This is a genomic window from Solibacillus sp. CAU 1738, from assembly GCF_039888725.1.
GTDB lineage: Bacteria > Bacillota > Bacilli > Bacillales_A > Planococcaceae > Metasolibacillus.
Genome location: NZ_JBDQQN010000002.1, coordinates 824,200 through 850,480 on the forward strand (window position 1 = coordinate 824,200; position 26,281 = coordinate 850,480).

27 protein-coding genes are annotated in these 26,281 nt (G+C 37.3%); 7 read left to right on the plus strand and 20 right to left on the minus strand.

Annotation, left to right across the window (positions count from 1 at the left end):
* Positions 1-12: 12 nt before the first annotated feature.
* Entirely contained in the window at positions 13-564 is a 552-nt protein-coding gene (rsmD, locus tag AAFN87_RS09310; protein WP_347790764.1) for a 16S rRNA (guanine(966)-N(2))-methyltransferase RsmD, read from the minus strand.
* A 24-nt stretch (positions 565-588) separates the two neighbouring features.
* Positions 589-2,007, minus strand: a complete 1,419-nt coding sequence (locus AAFN87_RS09315; RefSeq protein ID WP_347790765.1) for an RNA polymerase II — start codon at positions 2,005-2,007, stop codon at positions 589-591.
* 54 nt (positions 2,008-2,061) lie between these two features.
* On the opposite strand from AAFN87_RS09315, the gene AAFN87_RS09320 reads away from it, so the two are divergent.
* Positions 2,062-2,451, plus strand: a complete 390-nt coding sequence (locus tag AAFN87_RS09320; RefSeq protein WP_347790766.1) for a DUF7147 family protein — start codon at positions 2,062-2,064, stop codon at positions 2,449-2,451.
* Here AAFN87_RS09320 and AAFN87_RS09325 read toward each other — a convergent pair whose 3' ends face one another.
* Positions 2,452-2,724, minus strand: coding sequence for a YlbG family protein (locus tag AAFN87_RS09325; RefSeq protein WP_347790767.1), 273 nt, complete (start codon positions 2,722-2,724; stop codon positions 2,452-2,454).
* 210 nt (positions 2,725-2,934) lie between these two features.
* On the opposite strand from AAFN87_RS09325, the gene AAFN87_RS09330 reads away from it, so the two are divergent.
* Positions 2,935-3,840, plus strand: coding sequence for a glycerophosphodiester phosphodiesterase family protein (locus AAFN87_RS09330; protein ID WP_347790768.1), 906 nt, complete (start codon positions 2,935-2,937; stop codon positions 3,838-3,840).
* A 420-nt stretch (positions 3,841-4,260) separates the two neighbouring features.
* Here the strand turns inward: AAFN87_RS09330 and AAFN87_RS09335 are convergent, their stop codons facing one another.
* Positions 4,261-4,713 (minus strand): YlbF/YmcA family competence regulator, encoded by a 453-nt coding sequence (locus tag AAFN87_RS09335; RefSeq protein WP_347790769.1) that lies wholly within the window; start codon positions 4,711-4,713, stop codon positions 4,261-4,263.
* 92 nt (positions 4,714-4,805) lie between these two features.
* Here AAFN87_RS09335 and AAFN87_RS09340 point away from each other — a divergent pair, with 92 nt between their 5' ends.
* Positions 4,806-5,303 carry a PaaI family thioesterase gene (locus tag AAFN87_RS09340; protein WP_347790770.1) on the plus strand — a complete coding sequence of 166 codons (498 nt, stop codon included), beginning with the start codon at positions 4,806-4,808 and terminating at the stop codon, positions 5,301-5,303.
* On the opposite strand, the gene AAFN87_RS09345 is transcribed toward AAFN87_RS09340, so the two are convergent.
* Positions 5,274-6,734 carry a UDP-N-acetylmuramoyl-L-alanyl-D-glutamate--2,6-diaminopimelate ligase gene (locus AAFN87_RS09345; RefSeq protein ID WP_347790771.1) on the minus strand — a complete coding sequence of 487 codons (1,461 nt, stop codon included), beginning with the start codon at positions 6,732-6,734 and terminating at the stop codon, positions 5,274-5,276. The genes AAFN87_RS09340 and AAFN87_RS09345 overlap by 30 nt on opposite strands.
* Before the next feature lie 45 nt (positions 6,735-6,779).
* A complete protein-coding gene (locus AAFN87_RS09350) occupies positions 6,780-7,853 on the minus strand; it encodes a CAP domain-containing protein (protein ID WP_347790772.1) in 1,074 nt (357 codons plus the stop codon).
* Between the two features lie 149 nt (positions 7,854-8,002).
* Here AAFN87_RS09350 and AAFN87_RS09355 point away from each other — a divergent pair, with 149 nt between their 5' ends.
* Complete coding sequence (locus AAFN87_RS09355) at positions 8,003-8,359, plus strand: YugN family protein (RefSeq protein ID WP_347790773.1); 357 nt, start codon at positions 8,003-8,005, stop codon at positions 8,357-8,359.
* Between the two features lie 663 nt (positions 8,360-9,022).
* Here AAFN87_RS09355 and AAFN87_RS09360 read toward each other — a convergent pair.
* The 7 genes from AAFN87_RS09360 to cyoE form a co-directional block, all read right to left on the minus strand.
* Positions 9,023-9,484: a DUF420 domain-containing protein gene (locus AAFN87_RS09360; protein WP_347790774.1), complete on the minus strand. Its 462-nt coding sequence runs from the start codon at positions 9,482-9,484 to the stop codon at positions 9,023-9,025.
* A gap of 23 nt (positions 9,485-9,507) precedes the next feature.
* A complete protein-coding gene (gene ctaG / locus AAFN87_RS09365; protein ID WP_347790775.1) occupies positions 9,508-10,422 on the minus strand; it encodes a cytochrome c oxidase assembly factor CtaG in 915 nt (304 codons plus the stop codon).
* 207 nt (positions 10,423-10,629) lie between these two features.
* Entirely contained in the window at positions 10,630-10,971 is a 342-nt protein-coding gene (locus AAFN87_RS09370; protein ID WP_347790776.1) for a cytochrome C oxidase subunit IV family protein, read from the minus strand.
* Position 10,972: 1 nt separating this feature from the next.
* Positions 10,973-11,599, minus strand: coding sequence for a cytochrome (ubi)quinol oxidase subunit III (locus tag AAFN87_RS09375; RefSeq protein ID WP_347790777.1), 627 nt, complete (start codon positions 11,597-11,599; stop codon positions 10,973-10,975).
* Positions 11,599-13,539 (minus strand): cytochrome c oxidase subunit I, encoded by a 1,941-nt coding sequence (locus tag AAFN87_RS09380; RefSeq protein ID WP_347790778.1) that lies wholly within the window; start codon positions 13,537-13,539, stop codon positions 11,599-11,601. Before AAFN87_RS09380 ends, AAFN87_RS09375 begins: the two co-directional genes overlap by 1 nt.
* Before the next feature lie 36 nt (positions 13,540-13,575).
* A complete protein-coding gene (gene coxB / locus AAFN87_RS09385; protein WP_347790779.1) occupies positions 13,576-14,643 on the minus strand; it encodes a cytochrome c oxidase subunit II in 1,068 nt (355 codons plus the stop codon).
* A 99-nt stretch (positions 14,644-14,742) separates the two neighbouring features.
* On the minus strand, positions 14,743-15,660 hold the full coding sequence (gene cyoE / locus AAFN87_RS09390) for a heme o synthase (protein ID WP_347790780.1): 918 nt from the start codon (positions 15,658-15,660) through the stop codon (positions 14,743-14,745).
* A gap of 335 nt (positions 15,661-15,995) precedes the next feature.
* On the opposite strand from cyoE, the gene AAFN87_RS09395 reads away from it, so the two are divergent.
* Positions 15,996-16,916 carry a COX15/CtaA family protein gene (locus AAFN87_RS09395; RefSeq protein ID WP_347790781.1) on the plus strand — a complete coding sequence of 307 codons (921 nt, stop codon included), beginning with the start codon at positions 15,996-15,998 and terminating at the stop codon, positions 16,914-16,916.
* Between the two features lie 43 nt (positions 16,917-16,959).
* Here the strand turns inward: AAFN87_RS09395 and pyc are convergent, their stop codons facing one another.
* Genes pyc through AAFN87_RS09410 form a run of 3 tightly spaced genes read right to left on the minus strand, consistent with a single transcriptional unit; the run spans position 16,960 to position 21,930 of the window.
* Positions 16,960-20,394, minus strand: coding sequence for a pyruvate carboxylase (gene pyc, locus AAFN87_RS09400; RefSeq protein ID WP_347790782.1), 3,435 nt, complete (start codon positions 20,392-20,394; stop codon positions 16,960-16,962).
* 15 nt (positions 20,395-20,409) lie between these two features.
* Positions 20,410-21,591: an FtsW/RodA/SpoVE family cell cycle protein gene (locus AAFN87_RS09405; RefSeq protein WP_347790783.1), complete on the minus strand. Its 1,182-nt coding sequence runs from the start codon at positions 21,589-21,591 to the stop codon at positions 20,410-20,412.
* Between the two features lie 57 nt (positions 21,592-21,648).
* On the minus strand, positions 21,649-21,930 hold the full coding sequence (locus tag AAFN87_RS09410; protein WP_347790784.1) for an Fpa/YlaN family protein: 282 nt from the start codon (positions 21,928-21,930) through the stop codon (positions 21,649-21,651).
* Between the two features lie 180 nt (positions 21,931-22,110).
* Between AAFN87_RS09410 and AAFN87_RS09415 the strand changes: the two genes are divergently transcribed.
* Both AAFN87_RS09415 and AAFN87_RS09420 read left to right on the plus strand, forming a co-directional pair.
* Positions 22,111-22,608 (plus strand): molybdopterin-binding protein, encoded by a 498-nt coding sequence (locus tag AAFN87_RS09415; protein WP_347790785.1) that lies wholly within the window; start codon positions 22,111-22,113, stop codon positions 22,606-22,608.
* A gap of 11 nt (positions 22,609-22,619) precedes the next feature.
* Positions 22,620-22,823: a YlaI family protein gene (locus AAFN87_RS09420; RefSeq protein WP_347790786.1), complete on the plus strand. Its 204-nt coding sequence runs from the start codon at positions 22,620-22,622 to the stop codon at positions 22,821-22,823.
* Positions 22,824-22,867: 44 nt separating this feature from the next.
* Here AAFN87_RS09420 and AAFN87_RS09425 read toward each other — a convergent pair whose 3' ends face one another.
* From AAFN87_RS09425 to AAFN87_RS09440, 4 genes are all read right to left on the minus strand, one after another.
* Entirely contained in the window at positions 22,868-23,662 is a 795-nt protein-coding gene (locus tag AAFN87_RS09425; protein ID WP_347790787.1) for an ABC transporter permease, read from the minus strand.
* A complete protein-coding gene (locus AAFN87_RS09430) occupies positions 23,640-24,422 on the minus strand; it encodes an ABC transporter ATP-binding protein (RefSeq protein WP_347790788.1) in 783 nt (260 codons plus the stop codon). The genes AAFN87_RS09425 and AAFN87_RS09430 overlap by 23 nt, the downstream gene beginning before the upstream one ends.
* Position 24,423: 1 nt before the next feature.
* Complete coding sequence (locus tag AAFN87_RS09435; RefSeq protein ID WP_347790789.1) at positions 24,424-25,419, minus strand: ABC transporter substrate-binding protein; 996 nt, start codon at positions 25,417-25,419, stop codon at positions 24,424-24,426.
* A 480-nt stretch (positions 25,420-25,899) separates the two neighbouring features.
* Positions 25,900-26,271, minus strand: coding sequence for a YlaH-like family protein (locus AAFN87_RS09440; protein WP_347790843.1), 372 nt, complete (start codon positions 26,269-26,271; stop codon positions 25,900-25,902).
* Between the last annotated feature and the right edge of the window lie 10 nt (positions 26,272-26,281).

Here is a 26,281-nt window from a genome sequence, read left to right on the forward strand (position 1 = left end):
TTCTCCTTCTTCCTAAATGCAACGATAAATCGATATAATCGTTCCACCATATGTTTCTCGTTTCGTTAACTGAAAAGGACCATAATTTTCTGGCAGTGTAACATCTGTTGAGTGCTCACATAAAATAATGCCTGTATGCGCTATTTTGTCGTTTTCTACAAGAGTATCGACTAAATCGTAATACTCTTTTTTATGATACGGTGGATCCAAGAAAACATAATTAAGCGTAATATCACGCTTTAATAAGCCCTTTACCGCCCGCATTGCATCTGTACGAAACAGCTCCGTATAGTCTTCATAGCGACATTTTTTTATATTCTCCTGCAATACTTGAAAAGCACGTCCATCTTTTTCAACAAAAATTGCTCGCTCTGCCCCACGACTTAACGCCTCAATACCAAGACCACCACTGCCAGCAAATAAATCCAGTGCAATACCGCCCTCAAAAAATGGACCAATAATGTTGAAAATAGATTCTTTCACTTTATCTGTAGTCGGTCTAGTCGTAGTACCATCAATCGCTTTTAAAGGCATACCTTTTCGTTCACCTGCTACTACACGCATATATTCACCAAACTTTCATTATTCCTATTGCGCTGTCACAGTCGTTAAATTAATTTTCTCATCCTTTTTCTGAATATCGACTAAGAATAAACGTTGTAACCATGACTCTTCCACATAATACTCTCCGGCTATTTGTACAATTGGCTCGGAGATTGTGTTGTAACGTCGTTGGTTAAATACGTAAAATCCAGGCTCTACTGGGAAACGGAAGGAACGGGTTTCACTCGTTACATAATAGCCATTTTTCCCTTCAGCTGCCTTATAGCCTAATGCATTTAATAATGGCTCAGCAGAATATAGGACAAGTCCGTCTTTAAAAATAACATTGACAGCATCTTGTTTATACGTATTTAAATATACATCACGTTTGTCATTAAATAAAAACGGATACACTTCGCTCGAGTTAACATTCATTGAAAGATACCCAGTATGAATTCCAAATACTGTTGATAAAGCTTCATCTAGTATTTCGGGCGACACTTGCTGGCCTTTGAGTGCTTCTAATTGCTTCGTCCACTCCGCTAATTGCTCATCGGTCATTTGATTTGTTAATGTTTCAACAATTTCAGCTACACGCTCACTTCCGAATGCATTACCTGTCAAGAAACTAGCAATAACTTCTTTTAACCATTGCGGGCTATTTACAAAGTCATACTCTGCTTCAATTTGGGCTAAAATGACATCTTGCTTAATTTGCGCTACTGTTACATTCGGTAAAAATAAAATACGGTCACTTTTCGCACCTGTTCGATTCTCTCCGTTTACAATAGCAATATGCTCATCATTTAAAAAGTTCACAGTAGCTAACTTTTCATTAAACGCTTTAGATGTTGGTTGTTTACCGTAAATCGAAATAACATCTGTCGCTTGTTGTAATGCTAAATCTCCTGCTTGCCAATAAAGATCCTTAACTTCCCCAGTCCCGCTAAACATTGAATAATTTACTAGCGGTAACGATTGCTGACCAATTAATGGCAACCCCGTTACCCATTGTCCATCTATAGAACTGTCTGTTGAAATATGAACAGTTGAAAATTTCACGTCGCCTTTATTAAGTGAGACAAATACATCTTGCATTAATTGTCTCGATTTAAGCCCTCCGTTAAGAGGTATTATGTATGAAACCGATTGTGTACGATTTTCCCCCGTCTCAAACGCCGATAAATCTTCACTTAAGCGTGAACAACTATATTCTGTTTCGATAAAGCAGCTTGGATTTTCCGCTTTCGTTGGCCACTTTATCGACACCTTTTGATTCGGTAAATTTTTAAAATGTTGACGAATATCTAGACTCTCTCCGCGGTAAACAATTTCAATTTCTTGCGAATACCCAAATGTTTCTTCGGTTGTTTTTAATTGGTCAGAATACACTTGAAATTGCGCAAAAAGAACCGCGCCAATAATACATACTAAAATCGAAAAAAAACTCATGGCAAATTTCATGTGCCTGTCCTCCTGCATCATGTTACTATTGTTTATGGAAAGGATGTGACTTAAATGATTCAACAATTTATAGAACTAGGTCAAGGATATGGCGATATTTTCGAGCTATGTGAACTAATGAAAACAAATGAAGGCCGCATTCATCATGCGTTTATCTTCATTTCCAATAAAGATGATAAATCGTACGCATCTCTAGCAGTAGCGTTTAAACCGGTTGGCGAAAGTAAATTTATGCCGATTTACGTTTGCCGTGAAGGAATTCCGTACGACTCTAACAAACGATCAAAACGCCTAGAAATTTTCGAAGAGGCAGTTTCGCAAATGGGGCGCCAAGCGAATCGTCTTGAAGTGAAGCACTCTTCTATTTTTTCGGAAGCAAATTTATTTTATCAATACTTAATCGGAATATTGAGACTGAATCACTATATTCCACCTATGCATTAATTAAAGTCCAACTTTATAATCATATTCCTTCGCTTTATCTGGTTTAGAATTTTCAAACTCAGTTTTCAAGAACGGCCGGTATGATTCGACAACGTCTTTCACAAATGGAAGGCGTTGTATTTTATTTTGTACCGCTTCAATTTCATCTCGGTTACAATAAATGACGACATATTTTAATTTTCGCGAAATATAATGCACATGGCCGTATTTCCGTAGGGATTTCGCATGTTTAAGCTGATGTACATATATGATTAGTCCTTGTCTTTCATTCATCTAATTCCCTCATTTCTTGTTAAAAGCATACCAAATGTACAATTTGTTAGCAACAGAGTTTAGACAGCAGGTGGGATTTTCCGTTATAATAAATATGAATAGAGTATTCTCCATAAAATATCATTGTAGCGCTCTATTAAGGTCTAACTACGGATTCATTTTTTGTTCAATTAAAAACGATTAATGTAAAAATCGGAGGAGGAACGAAGCATGGGTAAAAAAACAAAAGTAGCGCTTGCTATTGCCGCGGCTAGTGCAGCTGCATGGGCAGGTACAAAGGCAATATCGAAACCACAAAAACGAGAAGGTAAAGACGTGCTACAAGGGCGACCATTCGTACTAGCACATAGAGGTGGTGCACATTTAGCACCAGAACATTCAATGCTTGCATTTGATAAGTCAGCAGAATTAGGTGTAGACGGCTTCCAAGTTGATATTCGTCTAACAAAAGATGAGGAAATCATCATCTTTTCAGATGCAACTGTAGATCGTACATCTACTAGTACGGGTTATATTAAAGATTTTACACTTGCGGAATTAAAACAAATAAACTTTGGTGCAAACTTCGAATGCTTAGAAGGCAATAAACTATATGCAGAAGAACTAATAGAAGTTGTAACTTTACGTGAAGTATTAGAAAAATACCAAGATAAAATTTTTGTTATTAATATTAAAGACGGCCCGGATACTTACGAAGGTAGCTTAATGCCTTCAAAATTATGGCGTTTAATTGAAGAACTGAATGTTACAAATCAAGTAATCGTAACAAGCTCATATAGCGAGCAAATTGACCGTTTCAATTTATATGCACAAAACCGTGTAGCACTTGGCGCAGGTGATGCAGATATAACAAAAGCTTATACATCTTTCACAAGTCAATTCGGTCACCTATATAATCCAAAAGTAGATGTATTCATGGTTCCACTAAAATCAAATGTAATGAATTTCGATTCACCAAAATTCGTGCAGTTTTTAAAGGATTTAAATGTACCAGTTATGTTTAAAGGTATTAATGATTTAGTATCAATGAGCCGCCTAACTCGCACTGGGGCACAAGGTATTATTACAGACCGCCCAGATTTAGCACTACCATTATTACAAAAATATCAAGTTTAATGAAAGTCAAATAAGATCGGTTTTCCGTCAATGTTGGGGTGCAATATATTTTAAGGAATTAATATTTATTGCACCCTTTTTGAATGGGGGCGTTGATTTCCATTCTGTTTCGGATGTGACCAAAACAATTGGATTTTCCTCACGTGCGACTGTCGCTAAGCTTTCGACGCAATAAACATTGCTTATCCCCAAGGAGTCGCCGCCCCTCCAATCAACGCGTCTTCACGGAACAATTCATAGAGCACAAATCAACTTTCTCTTACTTGCTTCTCGACAATTCAAGTATATAAAAATGTGATCTTGTGCTTTTTTAACAAAATTATTATATATCCCAAAAATATTATAGAAAAAAAGCAATGGCTTAGACATTTATTCGTCTAAACCATTGCTTATGTTCATTTATTTATTACCGCTAGTAGGCTACGCCGAACAAGAACAGCCACCACCAGATCCGCATCCTCCACCTGTACTGCAGCTACTACCGCTAGTAAAGAATGGATTACTTACAGGTACTTTGACTGCCTCTGAAACCGAGCGACCGATTAGTAAGCTCACTTCATCTAATAAATCTTGGAAATCGTTTTCTGCAAGTTTCAATGTAGCTACTCGATCATTTAAATCAAGTGCGCGTTTTTGCATACGAATCTCCTTCATAACTTTATGATAATCTGGGTGATATTTGCCAAAACGTTGTACATCCTCGTACTGTTCCTTCAATCGCCCAAACTTATTTATTTGACTAACAAGCTCGTGGTCGTTATAAACCGCTGCATATGCATCACGCAGTTTTTGTGCTGGTTCAGAGGATATAATCATAGTGCTCAACTGGTCGGCCTCATCCAACACGAAAGCCCATTCAGAAGTCATCAACATTTTATGTTCCCCCATTCTGTATCTATCATAACAGAAAGTGTGTTACATTTAAAATGGAGACAATGCTTACATAAGAAAGAGGCGTCATGCAGATGGGGAAGTCAAAAAAACAAATTGAACAATTATTATCGTCTATACTAGAAACGAGCTCCATAGAAGACGAAGAAGTGCTATTGCATTTACTAGGTGGTATAAAAGATAAACAGCAAGGCATACATCGCCGGTATATTAATGCTGCTTTACATATGGTAGGAGAATTTCGGAAAGATAGCAGTGAAGTGCGTATTCCCATTACTCCCGTTATACATAATACAATTAAAGTGCCTCACGGAGGTATCATAGCAACAATTGTCGATGCTGCCATGGGCGGTCTTGCATCGCGTTCAGTAGCACCAGGCTTTAATGTTGTAACGACTAATTTAAACATTAACTATATCGCGACAACATATAATGAAGAATTAATTGCTCGCGGTTCTTTTATTCATAAAGGACGACGCACACTTGTTATGGAATGCGTTGTTGAAGATGAAACTGGCAAAAAACTAGCGACCGCTACAGGTTCATTTTTCGTCATTGAGCGCCGTACTTAACACATTCTTTACACAATCAATATCTGAAAATGGGGTTATAGTTGAACCAATTGTTTGTGTTCGCTCATGCCCCTTTCCAGCAATTAATATCGTATCTCCCTTGTCAGCTTGGCGAATAGCTGTTTCAATCGCAAGCGCACGGTCTTCAATTTCCTCATATAATTGCCCACTATAAAAACCTGCTTTAATTTGGGCATTAATCTTCGTTGGGTTTTCGCTTCTCGCATTATCTGTTGTTAAATACACTTTATGTGCATATGTTGAAGCAATCGTGCCCATTTTCCTTCTTTTTTCAACATCTCGTTCACCACCACAGCTAAATACAACTCGCACTTTTTGATGCTGTAATGATTGCAATACCGCTTTTAAGGCAATCGGTGTATGTGCATAATCAATGACGATACGAAGCCCTAAATCATTTTCAATTTCTTGCATACGCCCTTCTGGTAACGCTAATGTAGCTAGCTTAGATGTAAATTGTTCTATGTCAAAATCTAGGGCATACATAGTAGCTAACGCTGCCATTGCATTTTGGCGTTGGTAATCACCTATAAATGGCAATACAATAATTTCTTCTTTTCCTTTATACTGCACACAACAAGTACTAAACCCTTCCCCTTCTGTTAAGAGCTGCCACTGTATATCGACGCGCCCCTTCGTCCCAAATATTAGCATTTTTTTCTTCACAACGAGCCCAACTGAGCGACTAAATGCATCATCTCCATTTAACACAATCTGCCCAGCTAATGTTGCCAGTCGTTGTTTAGCTTTTTTATATTGCTCTAATGAACCGTGATCTTCTATATGCTCGGACGATAAATTCAAAAAAACACCGACATCAATAGCGCAATCATCGAGTCGGTAATTGGCTAGCCCCATTGAAGATGCTTCTAAAATAGCGTACTGTACACCTTTTCTAACAGCTAACTGAAAGATTTCGTGAATTTGTTTTGCTTGTAATGTCGTAAGAGATTCATAACTTAGTGGGAATTTTTCACCATTCAAAAAAACGCCATTCGTACCAATAACGATACAGCTTTTACCAATTGATTGCAGCAATTGACTAATAAAATGGCTAACTGTTGTTTTGCCATTTGTTCCTGTAATCGCAATAACGTTTAATGCCTCTGCAGGGAAATGATGCAGCTTTGCACTGGCAAAAGATAAAAATTGCATACTATTCGGAACCCAAATAATTGGGACTGCGAGTTTACTATCGAGTAACGATTCATCTTCTGTTACTAGCGCGCTAGCACCATTATTTAACGCCTGCTGTAAAAATTGCGTACCGTCAAATTGTTTTCCTTTTCGCATTACAAATATATAGCCTTGCTTGACATGTTGTGCAAAATCTTCAATACCTGTTACTTCCTCCCGCACGGAGCCTTTTACAATACACGGCCAGTCTTTTAATAACTCCGCAAGCTGCATCCAACTCACTCCTTTTCACTACTGTATGAAAAGGGCTCATAAATGCTACTGTGCAGCAAGTGAGGTGTTTATATTCGTTTCTATAAAGATTTGCGTGTAATAGTTTAAGAATACACCTGTACCAACATGTGAATATGTATCATTTAACAACATAGCTCTATGTTCTTTCGAATTCAACCAACCATGCATTACTTCAATTGCATCATAATACGCTGTCGCTATGTTTTGATCGACAGATTTATATTCAATTTCCGCTTCAATTAATTTGTCTTTTAAGGAAACATCGTCTTCAGATTGTTGAGTCTCCATATTTTTCAAAAACATATTTTCACTAGATTGCATCGCTAATTCATTTAGTTTTGCATCATTTACTAATGTTGGTACTCCGTATTTTTTGCGAATAACATTCGTTAAATCAAGCAATTGCGCTGCGCTCGCTTTATGAATTTCATGCTGCGCAAACGAAGATGGTGTAGATGAATCAATCAATTCTCCAATAAATTGCATTTCATAAGGCTTATGCTCGACAAGTGTTTCACCATTTAAAAAACGGATACCAGCTAATTGCTTTGTTACGGTATCAATATAAAGCTGTGCATATACATCTTTAAATTTCACTAAAATACGACTACTCATATCCGCATCATTCATTGAAAACAAATATATATTATCGCCCAATTGTACAGTTACTTCTGAATCTATTATTGTCATACGATAAATATCGTCTAATGATTGTCCTATCTCATACGGTGCAACATCGTATACATTTGTATTCGTATACACTTGCACAATTTTATCGTCCGAAACTCCAAACATAATAAAACCTTGTTCACCATTGTAGATCCACCAATCATATTGAAACGGTGTTTTATCGATACGTATAGGTAAGCCGTAAGTTACTAACAAAGTTTCACTAGGTTCACCAATATACGTCGATAAACCTTCTTCTGGACGCATTTGCACGTCTTCTATCACTTTTGAATAATCTGACTTTAATATTGGTTGTTGTACTATAGTAGGTCCCTCTAACGGTTCATGCTTTGTAGCATCTGGCCCAGCATAGTAATACACAATTGCTATAAATGTAACAATGATTAGGATTCGAAAAAGTGCTTCCATGTGTACCTCCTACTAGGATTATCCTACCTACAATTATAACCATTTTATACAGCTTGACACAATGTTGTCATTGCAACAAAGGTTAAATTGCTCTATTATAAAAATGGAGCATATACTATATGTACGATTTGCTAAAGGAGGATTATTCAATGTATTTTGAAAACACAAATCTTGAATCAGTAACTGCCGATCAACAAGTTCTTACTAATATTCTAGCAAAGCATGGTTTAGAATGCCACGGTGCTTGGGATTATGACCGTATGACTTTTGATCGTCGTTTCGATGTGCGTGAAGGTCGTTTCTATTTACGTATATTCTGCAACGCTATTTCAGGTGACGTTGGTGCACACGACGCAACTTTAAAATTAAACAAACCAGCTATCGGTAAATATTACTATCCGCATGGTGTAGAATATACTGACGAAGTATTCCCTGCTCACTTAGTAAAAGATTGCGAAAAGATATTAGCAAACGTTCGTAAAGACCTAGCTGAATTCGGTCTATAATAATATTTAAAGAGGTATCATAGAATAGATACTTCTGAGTGTAAACAATGTCAAAAATGACTTTGTTTACACTCTTTTTTTAATTTATTAACTAAATCCTGCTATTTGTATGGTTCTATAATGTTTGATGGGGCATGCACACAATTTTGTCCATAAAAAAAGCACAAGATCACACTCTTTTATATACTTGAATTGTTGAGAAATAAGTAAGAGAAAAGTGATTTATGATCTATGAATGTTAACATGCATATCCCAGAATTAAAAAGTGTATTGATACATAATATGGTCGAACAGGAGGAGCATAATGTTCTTAGCGTTTTGATGACTATGGATTAAAAAATATTATTAAGCGCAGGTTTTGCTCTTTCATAAATTTATAAAAGTAAGCGTTCATCTTGGTTAAGGACGCGTTGATTGGAATGGAGGCGCGGCGACTCCTTGGGAATAAGCAATGTTTATTGCGGCGAAAGCTTAGCGACAGTCGCACGTGCGGAAAATCCAATTTTTTTCGGTTCGTCCGAAAAAATTTAGTTGGAGTCGTGCCCCCAGGAAAGCGCTCACCCCAGGATGGAAATCAACACCCCCTATGCAAAAACTACCATAGCTTAAACAATACAAAAATAAAAAAAAACACGTTACGCTTCTCTCGCGTAACGTGTTTTATTAGAATCCTAAAATTGCTTTAATTACCGAAGTTGTTTCTCCACCCTCGTAAATTATATATAGCAGTAAATACACTGCTACACCTGTAATGGCAACAAAGAACCAAATAATACTAGTAATCGGACCAATTCTACGATGTAATTTTAAATTCGTTTTTAATCCTGAAATAATACTTACAATCCCAAATACTGCTCCTACTGTCGCTAACGTAATATGGAATATAAGGAAGAAAGTATAATATCCTTTTAACTCGTCCGGTCCACCAAATGCGGTATTCCCGATAAAGACAGTACGTGAAATATAAATAATAAAAAAGATTAATGCTGATACACCAGCCGCCAACATTACTTTTTTATGTGCTTCTACTTTACGTATAATAATTAAGTACCAGCCAATAGCAACTAACACAGCACTAATGACAATAAAAGATGTACTAATAGTAGGTAATATAGGTACTCCCATTTCTGTTCTCCACACTCTCTAAATTATTTATAAATAACTTGCTCCTGGAACTCTTTTAACGCTTTAGCCGTAACCTCTTCTGGATTTTTACGTTCACTATTCCACCACTTACGGAATACCCTCGCTAAAATAACTCCAAAAATAATTTCTTGGATAATTTTCATCATAACTCCACCAACCTGCTGATCGCTAAGTGAGCTCATTGAAGAAAATAATTCAGGTCCTGATAATGACAAACCTGATAATGTTGATGTTGGAACACAAAGCTCCATCGCCTTTAACCACATTTCTCCATCTGTATATGTACCATACATCGGCGACGGTGCAAAAATAATTAAAGCACATGCAGGAGTAATAAGTACAGCATTTCCGATAATATATGCAAGTTTGTATAATGGCTTTAACTGATGCTGACCTTCTACAGTATTAATTAATGGCCAATACATTAAAACAGCAGAAGAAAATAAAATAAATGTGTACATACCGTGCAACGTCTCATCTAATTTAATTGTATCAAAAACAGATGGGATATGGTAAAACGAAAATAAAGCAATAAACATAAAAATTGCTACTAGAGGCTGTGTAAAAACTTTAAAAATCGTCTTTATGACAGGCAATTCCACGACTACTTTCCAAACCCACCACGGAATCCCTTTAATAATGAGAATCGGTACAAGTAATAATAATAATGCCATTTGCACCATATGCATCGTAAACATAATATGACCTAATAAATCAATTGGAGAGCCTTTTATAATATATAAAGAAATCATACCTAATATAAAATATATAGCTTCACTCTTCTTTAAAGGTTCGCTCACTTTAAAATCTTTTCTCCAAGTTACCGTAACTAAAAAGTAAACGACCGTTAAAAATACAATTACCCCTATTAAATATGGACTCCATAATGCTTGAAATCCAAATATACTTAACGGCATACTCATCGCGCTCCTTTAAACTTCAATATGTTCATTATAGAACGCATACATAGTAACATCAATAGATGAACTATGACAATAAAAGCAATTTTGAGAGAAATGGTAAAAGCACCTGATTACACCTCTAATAGCAATTGCATAGTCTCTCTCTTTTTCTCCCAAGAAAAAACATAAAACGCGTCTGGAAAGTTCCAGACGCGTCTACTATTACCACCAAATAATTGTTAAGAAACAAAGGAAGAACGTAAAGGCAATAAATCCGCCACCCCACATAAAGAAAGAAACAACTCCGATATGGTGTCCGTTTTTATCATCCATGTGCATGAATGAGTATAGCTGTTGTACTACTTGAATACCAGCTAGTAATAATACAAACGGTTTAATGAAGTTTGGCGAGAAATCTGCCACTACAGAAGCAAACGCTATAAACGTTAACAGGATCATAATAGCAAACTGAGTAACTTGTTTGCGCATTTTAGCTGCATTTTCATTACGATAATACTCTTGTTGAACTTGAGAACGTGCTTCGAAATGCGTTTCGTGTGACATATTATCCTAACACTCCCATCAAGTAAACTACAGTAAAGATGAATACCCAAACAACGTCAATGAAGTGCCAGTATAATGATGCAATAAAGTACTTCGGCGCGTTGTATAAGTTTAGTCCACGTTTCATATTACGGAAAATTAGACTAGATATCCATACTAAACCGATAATAACGTGTAAACCGTGCGTTCCAACAAGCGTGAAGAATGCAGAAGAGAACGCAGATTGTCTATACCCAAAACCAATGTGTACGTAATGTTGGAACTCATAAATCTCAAGACCTAAGAATCCTAAACCTAAAATAACTGTAATCCCCATCCAAGTTTGTACACCTTTGAAGTTAAAGTTCTTCATATGGTACATAGCATACACTGAAGTTAGAGAAGAAGTTAAAAGTAACATTGTCATGACAAATGCTAAAGGTAACTCGTAAAGCCCTTTAGCTGAGAAAGTCATACCTGCTGGACCGTGGTCTTTAAGCGCTAAGTATGTAGCGAAAAGACTTGCGAAAAGTACAACTTCGCAGGCAAGGAAAATCCAGAAACCTACGAATTTATTTTTACCTTCCATCGTTGCTTGCTCAGGATGCTCAGGCCAATTTTGAGGAGTAAATTTAGTATTGATGTCCATTACTTGTTACCTCCTTTTTTACCTGTTGCACGATAATGTGCTAAATCCTTTTCGATTGCTTCGATTTCTTCTACGTGAACGTGGTAACCGAAATCATCTTTCACAGAACGTGTAATCATACATAATACTGTTAAACCTAATCCACCGATTAATAATGCTAATGATACTGCTGGAGAAACGCTTTCAGCTGTACCTGCGATCGCTTGGTCACCCCATGGACTATAAAGAGCACCAAATGCAGCAATGAACGTACCGATTGACATTAATAGAGGTAAAATCGAGTTATTTGGCATATGGATGTCACCTAGTGGCTCAGCATACACCATACCTTCTTTATTACCTTCTTGTTTTTCAATCCAATACGGATCATATCCACGAATAAGTGGCGTTTGTTTAAAGTTATAGAATGGTAGTGGCGTTTCAAGTGCCCACTCAAGAGAGCGTCCATCGCCCCAGTAATCACGACGGTTAACTGGTGCAGATTTGATCGATAATAATACGTTAATTACTAATAAGATTACCCCAACACCCATCATTAATGCACCAACAGATGAAATCATGTTGTATAAATCCCAACCTTGGCCATCCATGTACGTGAATACGCGACGTGGCATACCCATTAAACCTAAGAAATGTTGTAGGAAGAACGTTAAATGGAAACCAATGAAGAATACCCAGAAAGTAAGTACTCCAAGTTTTTCATTTAATGTACGGTTAAACATGATCGGCCAGTAGAAGTGTGCTGAACCGAATAACGCAGTTACGATACCACCAACGATTACGTAGTGGAAGTGAGCTACGATAAAGTAAGAATCGTGTAATTGGTAGTCAAGAGGTGCAGTTGCTTGCATTACCCCTGTAACACCACCCGCAACGAATGACGGGATGAAACCAAGTGCGTAAAGCATTGGTACAGTAACTTTAATTGATCCGCCCCAAATAGTTAAGATCCAGTTGAATACTTTCATACCTGTTGGTACAGCAATTGCCATTGTAGCTACTGCGAAGATAGCGTTAGCAGTTGCACCAAGTCCAGTTGTAAACATGTGGTGAGCCCATACCATGAACCCTAAGAAACCTATTAAAATAGTTGCGAATACCATTGAAGAGTATCCGAATAAACGTTTACGAGCGAATACTGGAATAATCTCAGAGAATAAACCAAACGCTGGTAATACTAAAATATATACTTCTGGGTGACCGAAAATCCAGAATAAATGCTCCCAAATAATCGTGTTACCACCCATTGTATGATCGAAGAAGTTAGCTCCAAACATACGATCCACTAACATTAAGAATAAACCAACAGTAAGTGGAGGGAATGCGAATAAAATTAATGTACTTGAAACTAAAGAAGTCCAAGTGAAAAGTGGCATACGCATAAACGTCATACCAGGTGCACGCATCGTAATAATTGTTACGATGAAGTTAATTCCAGAGATTAACGTACCAGCACCAGAAATTTGTAAACCAAGTACATAGAAATCAATACCATGACCTGGAGAGTATAAAGATAAAGATGCATAAGAAGTCCAACCCGCATCAGGTGCTCCACCCATAAAGAATGATAGGTGAAGGAAAATAGCTCCAAGGAAGAATAACCAGAATCCAAGTGAGTTTAAGAACGGGAATGCTACGTCACGTGCACCAATTTGCAGTGGAACGATAGCATTCATAAAAGCAAATAATAACGGTGTCGCTGCTAAGAATAGCATCGTAGTACCGTGCATCGTTAATAATTCGTTAAATAGGCCCGCAGAAATGAAATCGTTGTTTGGTATCATTAACTGAATACGCATTAATAACGCCTCAAAACCAGCGATAGCGAAGAACAGTGTACCGGCAGCTAAATACAGTATCGCAATCTTTTTATGATCGACTGTAGTTAAGAAGTCCCATACATGTGCCCCAAAGCCCTTTTTCTGTGCGACAGAGCTCACAACTTTAACCTCCTTCAAAGTTTCTACCAAGTATAATTATTTTTCTACAGATAATGTCATTAAGTAGTCAGCAATAGCTTTTGCTTCTTCCTTAGAAACATTATATTTACCAGTCATTAAGTTACCTGGTTTGTATTTTCCTGGATCATTAATCCAGTTAGCTGTTTCTTCAGCAGTATGGTCTAAGAAACCTGCAACACGGTTACGGTCACCGAATGTTGTTAAGTTTGGACCCACTGCGCCAGATCCACCTACACCAGAAATTGCGTGACAGCCTAAGCAACTGTTTGCAAATGTTGCTTCACCTAAGTCAGCAGAATTAGCATCAGCTACATTACCTTCTGTTGCTTTCATTGCTGCAACCCACGCGTCAAATGCAGTACGGTCTAAAGTTTTAACTTTGAAATCCATTAAAGCATGTGAAGGACCGCAAAGCTCAGCACATTTACCATAGAATACGCCATCTTTTAAGCTATTAGATTCTTCGTCGAATTGTAAGTAGAATTTGTTTAAGTTTTCTACGTTCGTATCCATTTTACCGCCAATTGCTGGTATCCAGAATGAGTGCTTTACATCGGCAGCTTTTAAGTTAAAGTACACTTTTTCGCCAGTAGGAACGACTAATTCTTGAGACGTTACAATCCCTTGCTCCGGATATTCAAATTCCCACCAATATAATTTTGCAGTTACATTAACAGTAAGTGCAGTTTTATTACCATTTTCATCTACTTCGTCCATTGCAGAAACATCCGCAAATTTATAAGTAGCAGTTAATGTTGGAACAGCAATGATTAATAATAAAATAATCGGAATAACTGTCCAAATTACTTCTAGAGTGTGACTACCTTCTACTTGTTTAGGCATAACGTTCTCGCCAACTTTAGAACGACGGAACTTCATGAAAGCCGTTAAGTAAAGTACAGATACAACTATAACTACTAACGTCATAACTACGACAGTTAAAAGTAAGATGTTCAGTTGTTCTTGTCCAACAGGACCAGCTGGTTTTAGTGCCGAAATATAATCTTCACCACAAGCTGAAAGGAACACTGTCATTACTGTTAAAAGTGAAAACAGACGCCATTTCTTAAGCCCTTTCATCATAGCTTAATTAAACCCCTCTTTCTTTGTTGTATTTTCATGTGTAACCAGGACTATGGTTTTTCTATGTGAATTCTTATAAAAGAAAGAATTCCTAACTTTTTAGCTCAGCACAGCGAAAATTATCATCGAGACGAACATAATTGTCATATGATTCAATGAATAAATGAACATTTTGTTTGCCCACTTCAAATCATCTTTCGTGTTAAAGCCGCTAATAGCTAGTGCTAACCAACCTACATTCAACATTGTAGCTAGCACTAAAAAGCCCGTACCAAGCTCCGGTAATAAAAACGGTAATGGGAGTAAAAGTACTACCCATCCTAACATGGAATATTTCGTTCTTTTAAAGCCTTTCACAACTGGAAGCATTGGAACATTGGCTGCACGATATTCTTCCGTACGTTTCATCGCAAGCGCATAAAAGTGAGGCGGTTGCCATGCAAACATAATTAAAAATAACGCAAGGGCACCGATCCCTAACGACGGTTCAACTGCCGCCCATCCAATAATTGGCGGAATTGCACCAGAAATACTTCCCACAACTGTGTTACTCACATGTTTTCTCTTCGACCACATCGAATAAAGAACTACATAAGCTAATATACCTGCTAGTCCCCACATTCCGGCTGAAATTGAAGCCGTAAATAACAAAATTTCACCTACAATTAACAATGAAAGAGCAATAATCAAAGTTTGACCCGGCTTAAATCTACCTGTAACAGTAGGTCTTTTTTTTGTACGTTTCATAATCGGATCAATATCTTGGTCGATGTAATTGTTCATCGCTCCAGAACCGCCAATAATGAACGCTGCACCGAGCATAGTGCAAACGACTATATCTAACTGTTCTAAAAAGTGGCCGTCCGTAAACTGAAATGCTAACCACATTCCTGTAAAGGTTGTCACTAAATTAGAATTAACGATCCCAATCTTTATGAGTGCGAAAAAATCTTTTACGAAAGATGTCGTTTCTGGTCCAGTTTTTCTAGTAGCCGTGAAAGCACGTCCATTTGACATTTTACTTCCCCTTTCATTTTTGTAAGCATATTCCGCTAACATAACTATAGCGAAATTTGCCCACAATTTCTAGACGTTTAGTGAAATTTCAATGAACATTGCAGAAATTACAAATATTAGTTATGTATATAGAAAACACCATATCTATAGTAAACGATTTCCCAATTTTAATTGTGAATGCTAGGGCACGAATTTATGAACAATTTGTGAAAAAAATGGAATTATATAATGTGAGTTTGCGAATGAAGTTGTCTTTTTTCCCAAATTTCGCTATTATCTAAAACTAGAGACGCTTTTTTATGAGCGATGTTGATAGACAAAGTAGGTGGCTCAAGGTGCAACATAGTAAATATTTAAAATGGTTTGCTGTAGCAGCAACTATTGGTATGTTGCTTATCCTTTTAGGGGGGGCACTCGTTACGAAAACAGACAGTGGGTTAGGCTGCGGTCGAAATTGGCCTGACTGTAACGGTTCACTTATTCCGAAAGAGATAACAACAGCAGTATTAATTGAATTTTCACACCGAGTAGTGACAGGTGCTGTATCCATTTTCATCGTTATTTTAGTAGCATGGACTTGGAAATCACTTGGACACGTCCGAGAAGTTAAGTTTTTAGGATTTCTAGCCGTTTTCTTCTTAGTCGCACAAGCATTAATTGGGGCTGCACAAGTGTTATGGGGGCAAGGTGACTTTATTTTAGCATTACACTTCGGGATATCACTTATATCCTTTGCTGCAGTTTTACTCCTTTCTTTAATTGTCTTTGAAGTCGATACTAAATTTAATGCAGACAAAGTTTTTATTGGCAAAAAATTAAAAATGCATACTATAGGTGTAACGTTATATTCATATATTGTTGTCTATACCGGTGCACTTGTACGTCATACAGATGCAAGTTTAGTGTGCCCAGATTGGCCATTTTGCAGAAATGACCAACCAGCCGCCCTACCAAACAATATGTACGAATGGATTCAAATGGGGCATCGTTTCGCAGTATTACTAATTTTTATTTGGATAGCATACATAACTTGGCACGTTATAAAACATTACAAAGATCAGCCTGTTATTTACAAGGGTTGGATATTAGCTTTCATTATTGTGACTTTACAAGTATTAGCAGGTATGCTTGTCGTTTTAACAAAATTAAATTTAATTATCGCACTACTACATTCATTATTAATTTCGTTACTATTTGGTCTATTTTGCTATATGGTTCTTCTCGTATCACGAAGTAATGCTAATCAAAAGAAATAAAAGTAAAAAACATCTACGCTTATCACGTAGATGTTTTTTTGTACTATTCTAATTCAATTAATAAATCTCCCGTTGAAATTGCGTCACCAGCTCCAGCGTAAACTTCTTTTACTATACCGTCTTTCGGTGCTTGTACTGTCGTTTCCATTTTCATCGCTTCTGTTATAAGCAAGTGATCACCACGTTTTACAGGGCTACCTTTTGATACGACAACTTTTAGCACTGTTCCAGGCATCGTTGCTCCAATTTGATTTGGATTTGCAGGATCTGCTTTTAAAGCAATATTGCCGTCTACATCAGCCGTTAAATCTTGTATTACAATCTCACGAGACTGTCCGTTTAGCTCGAAGTAAAGCACTCGTGTACCATCATGCTGTGGTTCACCAATCGATACTAGTTTGATAATTAAAGTTTTCCCTTTTTCGATTTCTACTTCTATTTCTTCACCAAGCTTTAGACCATATAAGAATGTAGGTGTATCAAGCACCGAAATATCTCCAAATGATGCGTGTGTTTTTGCATATTCTTCAAATACTTTCGGATACAGCGCATACGCTAACACATCTTTATTCGTCACAGGGCGGCCTACTTTTTCTGCTAGTTCTACTGTTAATTTTTCAAAATCAACAGGTGCTAGTAATTCACCAGGGCGTACAGAAATCGCTTCACGCTCTTTTAATACTACTTGTTGTAAATCTTTTGGGAATCCTCCATGTGGTTGACCTAAATAACCTTGGAAAAATTCTATTACGGAATCTGGGAAGTCGATGCTTTTCCCACGCTCTAATACATTTTCCTCAGTTAAATCATTTTGCACCATGAATAATGCCATATCCCCTACTACTTTTGAGGATGGTGTAACTTTTACGATATCACCAAACATTAAATTCACAATCGAATACATTTTCTTCACTTCATCCCAGCGGTCACCAAGCCCTACTGCTTTAGCTTGCTGTTGAAGATTGCTATATTGTCCACCCGGCATTTCATGGACATAAATTTCTGAATGCGGACTAATCATGCCACTTTCAAAATTTGAGTAATATTTACGTACATCTTCCCAATAGTATGATAGCTTCTCCAATGATTCGATATCGGCACGAACTTCACGTTTACTACCTTTCATTGCATAGTAAAGTGAGTTTGCGCTCGGCTGAGAAGTTAAGCCTGCCATCGCTCCTAATGATGTATCAATAATATCTACACCCGCATCAATTGCTTTGGCATATAAATAAATCCCGTTGCCACTCGTGTCATGCGTATGGAGATGGATTGGTAAACTTGTTGCATCCTTTAGCTCTGAAATTAATCGATATGCGGCCTCTGGTTTTAGTAAGCCAGCCATATCTTTTATCGCTAAAATATGCGCCCCTACCGCCTCTAGCTCGCGTGCCATGTCTTTATAATATTGCACCGTATATTTTGCACGTGATTCATCAAAAATATCACCTGTGTAGCAAATAGCTGCCTCAGCAATTTTACCTGTATTACGTGCTTCATCGATAGCTACTTCCATTCCTTTAATCCAGTTTAAGCTATCAAAAATTCGGAAAACATCAATGCCAGATGCAGCCGATTCTTTAATGAACTCCCGAATTAAATTATCTGGATAATTCGTGTAGCCAACTGCATTTGCACCGCGCAGTAGCATTTGGAATAAAACATTCGGTACTTGCTGGCGAAGTGCTTCTAATCGTGCCCATGGATCTTCTTTCAAGAAACGATAAGCAACATCAAAGGTTGCGCCTCCCCACATTTCAAGTGAGAAATAATTGTGCATCATACGGGCTGTTTCACCCGCTATTTGGAACATATCTTGAGAACGCACACGTGTTGCAAGAAGTGATTGGTGTGCATCACGGAATGTTGTATCAGTTAACAGGACATCTTGCTGCTCTTTAATCCACTTAACTAAGCCATCCGCGCCTCGCTCATCTAAAATTTGTTTTGTACCTGGTGTTGGTGATGTTAGCAAATCGATTTTCGGCTTATTTGGCTGGGCAAAAATTGGTTTTGAGCCTTTTTCTACACCAGGGAAACCGTTTAACGTTACATTTCCAATATAAGTTAACAGCTTTGTACCACGATCTTTTCTTTCTGGAAATTCGAATAATTCTGGTGTTGTATCAATAAAACTTGTATCAAATTGGCCATTTAAAAACTTTTCATGTATAACAACATTTCCTAAAAACGGGATATTTGTTTTTACACCCCGAATACGGAATTCTCGTAAGTTTCGATCCATTTTCGCTGCCGCTTCAGCAAACGTCATGCCCCATGTCGAAATTTTCACAAGCAGCGAATCGTAATATGGTGTCACAATTGCCCCTTGGAAACCATTCCCTGCATCTAGACGTACACCAAATCCTCCACTTGAACGGTATACCATTAGCTTGCCTGTATCTGGCATAAAATCATTTGTCGGATCTTCTGTTGTGACACGTGATTGAATCGCATAGCCGAATAGTGGAATTTGATCTTGAGAAGGGATTCCAATTCTTTCACCGTGCAATGTATGCCCTTCTGCTACTTTAATTTGCGCATGAACGATATCAATACCTGTTATCATTTCTGTAATCGTATGCTCAACTTGAATTCGTGGGTTGACCTCGATGAAATAAAAATCGTCCCCAGCAACTAAAAACTCTACAGTACCCGCGTTAATATAATTTACATTGCGCATTAATTTCACTGCTGCATCGCAAATTCGTTGACGCAAATTAGCTGAGATTGAATTAGATGGCGCAATTTCTACCACTTTTTGGTGACGGCGTTGAATCGAACAGTCACGTTCATATAAATGAACAATTTCGCCAGTTGTATCACCTAAAATTTGCACTTCAATATGCTTCGGTTTGACGATACATTTTTCCACATATACCTCATCAGAACCGAACGCTGCTTTTGCTTCAGATTTTGCGCGCTCATATGCTGATGCTAGTTCTTCCTTCGCCTGCACCATGCGCATGCCGCGTCCACCACCACCAAGTGCCGCTTTAATCATAATTGGATAGCCGTGTTTATCTCCAAAAGCTTCTACTTCAGTAATATTCGCTACTGGACCATCAGTACCGGGGATAACTGGAATATTAGCAAGTACAGCTTGTTCTCGTGCCTTTACTTTATCGCCGAACATATCTAAATGTTTTGATGTTGGCCCGATAAACACAATGCCTTCTTCTTCACAACGTCTAGCAAATTCCACATTTTCTGATAAAAATCCATAGCCTGGGTGAATTGCGTCCACATTTGCATCTTTGGCGATTGCTATAATATCTTCAATATCTAAATAAGCATCGATTGGCTTTTTTCCAACACCTACGATATATGCTTCATCTGCTTTATATCGATGATAAGCGCCGCTATCTTCACGTGAATATATAGCAACAGTTTGAATTTTCAACTCGTTACAAGCACGAAAAATTCTAATTGCGATTTCCCCTCGGTTCGCTACTAAAATCTTGTTAATAGTTTTCATTTCCCTCAAAACCTCCTAAGATTGCTTACGCTTATCAAATTTGTAATACATGGAAACGTTGATAAGTATTCCCATAGCTAAAGATAACAAAAGAATGGATGTACCGCCATAACTAATAAACGGTAGTGTCACACCTGTTAAAGGAGCAACCCCTGTAAGTCCCGCTATATTAAGGCAAGTTTGGAATCCAATCCACACACCAATACCACCTGCTAGCATACGTGCAAGGGGATCTTGTGTTGTCATGGCAATCCAAAAAGCACGTAGCACGATATAGCCTATTCCACCTAACACGATGATTACACCTAACACACCAAGTTCTTCAGCGACAATTGCCATAATAAAGTCAGTTTGCGGCTCTGGTAAATAGCCTAACTTTTGAATCGATTGACCTAGACCACGCCCTTCTAATCCACCACCACCAATTGCATAGTAGCCGTTAATAATTTGGTAGCCTGAGCCATCTGCATATTCGAATGGATTTTTCAAAACTTTGAAGCGGCCTAAACGACTTTCGTTGAAAATGGAGTCGAATTTTAGTAACAAGACAAAACCGACAACAATAGAACCAAAAAAACCAAGTACAGCTGAAAATTTTAATAATGTTTTCCCTCTAATACCACTTAATAAAAGAAGAGACATCGCTATTACACCAATAATAATTATTGCCCCTAAATCTGTTTCCAATCCTACACTAAATAGAATGAGTAACCATATTAATATTGGTGGCCATATGTCATTCGGGCGAACATCTTGGATTGAGTTCTCTTTTAAACTCTTTTTATATAACGATCCGGAAAAATAAATAATAACAAATAGTTTTGCAAATTCCGATGGTTGGAACATAGTAAGTCCAAAAATGCTTATCCAACTTTGTGAACCTGTTGTTTCACGACCAACACCAAAAAAAGTAACCCATATGAGCAGTATCGCCATAATGACCATTAAAATAAAGAGTATCCACTTATTGCTATAATGTTTATATGGGAAAAATGCACCTATTAAGAATGCAACGGAGGCTACAACTAAATTCATCAGTTGCTTATTGTAATAACTATCGGGTGGCTTACCTTCTTGAATAGCAACCATCATACTTGCGCTATATATCATGACAAGGCCGAACAAACACAACAAAACATATGTAATAAACAAGGGATAGTCAAAATTTCGGAAATAGGTTGATAGATATTTTTTCATTAGTTACATACCTCATTTAGAAAAAAAACTCAAATCGCGCATGGCGTTTGAGTTTTTTTATTTTTCTGTATACGAATCGTGCAGAAGAGATAATTCTTTTTCTAGCGAATCAAGAATTTCCTTCCCTTTCTCACGTTCAATTAAACCTAGCTTAACTGCAAAGTCAATTTCTCGTGATAGGCCAAACATTTGTGTATCTAATACTTCTTCGTATAATGGACATTGCGGCATTGTTAAATGATCCATTTGAACTTTAATTAAGCGAGCAATTTTCCCTGCGTCTGCGTGCAGTAACTCTATCGCTTTTTCCTGGAAGGAAGCTTGTGATTTCGTATCCATGAGGACGCCCCCATTATTTGATATTTCTTGGATTCTATCTTAATAAAGTTTATCTTTTAGTGAGTAAAAATGCAAGTGCATATATATGAATTCGAGTGTTTTCGATTATATTTCTTTATTAATGACAAGAAAAAGCGGTATACTATAAATGGTTACAAATTGAAGGAGGATTTCACGATTATGGAAAGTATTATTCCGATTAAAGGTGCTGTTTCATACACAATAACATTAGATCCAACTGTTTGGATTTTCGATGATCGTAAACTCGATTTAAATACGTATTTTACATCAAAGCTAGCTGATGAGGACGATGAAAAATATTTAAGAGATATGGGTGCTCACTGGTCACGTGAAATTATGGAAGGGGCTACTTTCCCCCCAACACTAAAAACAGAGCGCAAATTTGACCGTAAAGGGATGATGACCGGTACTTTCGGTATTGAAATTAAATCATTTTTAAATAACGCGCAAATAAAAAAAGAAGCGACAGAAGTAGTTTTCGAGTGCCAAAACGATGAGGAATATGCATTTCCAATAGAAGAAGCGAAAACACTTATTTTAAAATATAGCCAAGATGGTAAACCGTTAACAGAAGGTGGTCCTGTGCATATTTTGTTCGCAGATGGCTCTAATATTGAAAACCCGATTAAAAATGTTGTTGCAATTCGCGTTCAATAGGAGGTATTGGTATGCGTGTTAAATGTGTCATTTGTGATACGATTCAGCAACTTGAAGACGATTTGCCACTAGCAAAAAAGCTTCGTAATCGTCCTATTCATACGTATATGTGTGAGCCGTGTAATACACGCATAGCGGAGAATACTGAAAAAAGACTCTCAACAGGGAAATTCCATTTTTTCCGCACTTCTTCAAAAATTGACGAAGAATTTTAAAAGAGGCGTCCACAAGTCGTAAATTTGACTTGTTGGACAGCCTCTTATCTCGTTTTTACTAACTTTCTTTCTAGCAGCTCCACTAATTGGTACATAATCGTTGCAAATATCGCGATAATCATAAGCGACATTAATACGAGGTTGAAATTAAACACTTGGAATCCATATATTATTAAATAGCCAAGCCCTTTCGAGGAAACGAGAAATTCCCCTACAATGACCCCAACCCAAGATAAGCCTACATTCACTTTTAGCGTCGAAATAATAGTTGGAAAGGAAGCTGGTAAAATGGCCTCTTTAAACATTTGGAAGCGCGTCGCATTAAATGTTTGCAACACTTTCAAATAATTCGGGTCTACTTCTCTAAATGCAGTGTAAATGACAATAGTCGAGATGATGACAGAAATGATTGCCCCCATCGTAATAATTGACGTCATTCCTGGTCCCATAACTACGATTAATATCGGTCCAAGCGCCACTTTCGGCATCGCGTTTAATACAACAAGATATGGATCTACTACTTTCGAAAAGAATGGCGACCACCATAGAATCGCTGCCAATATCGTCCCGAGCATTGTGCCGATAATAAACCCTAACACGGTTTCAAAGAGCGTGGCATTAGCATGCATTATTAATGTTCCGTCCTGTATTTTTTCAATAAATAAACTCCATATTTTTTGCGGGGAACTAAAAATAAGTGGGTCAATCCATTTTGAACGAGAAGCTATTTCCCACAAACTAATAAATACAACTAAAATTAACAACTGAAAAAAACGAATCTTTCTTTTTTCATTAATGAGCGATTTTTTATAATTCTCATAAAGTATTTTCGTGCTCAAGACTTTCCAGCTCCTTCCAAATTAATTGGAATAGCGTAGAATAGCTCGCATGTGAACGTGTTTCAAATGGTGGTAACTCTATTAACTCTTGTGGTACTTCAAATGTTTTATATAGTTTACCAGGCTTAGCTGATAATAAGAAAATACGATCACTCATAGCAATTGCTTCGCCGATATCATGTGTGACGAGAACGGCTGTTTTACTGTAATCTTTCAACATTTTTGATACTAAATCTTCCAGCGTGAGCTTCGATTTATAGTCTAGTGCAGAAAAAGGCTCATCTAGCAAAAGAATTTTCGGATCAACTGCAAGTGTTCTAGCAAGTGCAACACGTTGTCGCATCCCGCCAGAAAGCTCTCTTGGAAATTTCTTCTCAACGTGTGGTAAACCAACATCTTGCAGTAATTGGATTGCTATCTCTCGTGATTGTTCATCTTTTTTTTGTAAAATCGTTAAACCGAGAGTAACATTTTCTTCAATTGTTTTCCACGGAAATAAATAATCTTGCTGCAGCATATAGCCAATTGATAACTGCTCATTGTCTATAACAGGTTGCCCATCAATTGTAACAGTGCCCATCGTAGGCGTAAGCAACCCTGCAATAATCGATAACAGTGTCGATTTTCCGCAGCCACTTGCCCCTAAAATTGAAACAAACTCTCCTTTTTCAACCGAGAAATGAATATCTTGTAGGGCATCTGTTGCGGCCTCACTTGAAAAATACGTATGATGAACATTGCTGACACTTAGAAAACCCATACTACTTCGATACTTTCTCAGCAAATGAAGTGTCAACTAGATCGAAGTAATCCATTCTTTTCGGAAGTTCTCCAGCTGCATCCATTACATCTTGTAAATTATTCCATTCTTCTTCGTCTAATATTGGATTTTTTGCATAAGACTCTTGTGAACGATAACGCTCAACAACTTTTGCAATTAGCTTCACATCTGTATTTTCAAAATATGGTGAAATCGACTTTGCAACATCATCAGCACTCTTCGCATACACCCAGTCTTGCGCTTTTTTAATTGCACTTGTGAACTTTTCTACTGTTTCTGGATCACTTTCAATAAAACTAGCTTTTGTCATAAATGATGTGTATGGTAAATGGCCAGATTCTGTTCCAAAGGATGCAACAATATGCCCAATTCCTTCTTGTTCAAATATACTTGCAGTTGGTTCGAATAATTGCACAAAATCACCTGTGCCTGACGCAAATGCTGTTGAAATATTAGCGAAATCAATATTTTGAATTAATTCAAGATCAGTTTGTGGATTAATATCATGTTTCTTTAATACGAACTCCCCTGCCATTTGAGGCATTCCACCTTTCCGTTGACCAAGGAAAGTAGAGCCCTTTAACATATCCCAAGAGAAATTCTCAATTTTTTCACGTGCCACTAGGAATGTACCATCTGTTTGTGTTAATTGTGCGAAGTTTTTAATCGGATCGTTTGCACCTTGTGCTGTTACATAAATTGATGTTTCTGAGCCTACAAGCGCTACATCAATACCATCCGATAACAACGCTGTCATTGTTTTATCCCCACCAGGTATCGTTTTTAAATCTACTTTTAATCCTTCGTCCTCAAAGAATCCTTCTTCAATTGCTACGTATAGTGGTGCATAGAAAATAGAGCGTGTCACTTCTCCAACACGTACTTCTGTTAAATCTTCTTTTCCACATGCTCCAAGAAGGAGGAGTACTAAACACGATAAAACAATAATGAAACTAGATTTTCCCATCCTTTTCATTCCCTTTCCTCCTTAAAAACTGGTATTACGCCTAGAGTAGGTTATGCACTTATGAAAAAAAGTGTGAGTCCTTCTTCAATTGCCTCCCTGGAGCGCCCAACTGCTCCTGTCGCTGCTCTTTCATCGCAAATAAATTCGAAAAGGTGATAAACTGATTATTTGTGTAACATGGTTTATTGATCCTTCATCTAAGAAAACAAGAAATAAACCACTATTCACTTCCCAAATAGTGGTTTCCTATTTTGCTGAGTTGTTGACCAAATTTTTGATTCTATTGACCATATTTCGAATTCTATTGACCTTATTTCGAATTCTATTGACCTTATTTTGAATTCTATTGACCTTATTTTGAATTCTATTGACCATATCCCAAAAATCCCTTTAAAAGCGGCACTAACGGCTGGCGATAATGCCTAGTCATCTTCTCTAAAAACTAAAAAAACTGCCGCATTACATCTTACAATGCAATGCGGCAGCTTTTTATTTACTTATCGCTTGTTCACGCTTTTCACGCCATAAACGTGTTTTGTACGTAATTAAAATTAAGGCCGCGACAATCAACCCTTCAATCATTGGTAAAAACAGCGCTAAAAACGTTAAAATCATACACCCGAAAAATAGGAATGCATAAATAACAATATTTTTAGCTAACGGTAATTTTTTTGCGAAGCCAAGTTTATAAACAATGGCTGATAAAACGAATACAAAGAAAAATGTGGCATACCCAGCCATTTCATAGCTCGGTAAATTTTCATATAAGAAGCGAGTTATACCTGACATACGCCCAAATACAAAATCATTTTCTCCTGCATTTACAGGTGCAGATGTTTGAATAAAATTCAGTGCGAACATTGGTATATTC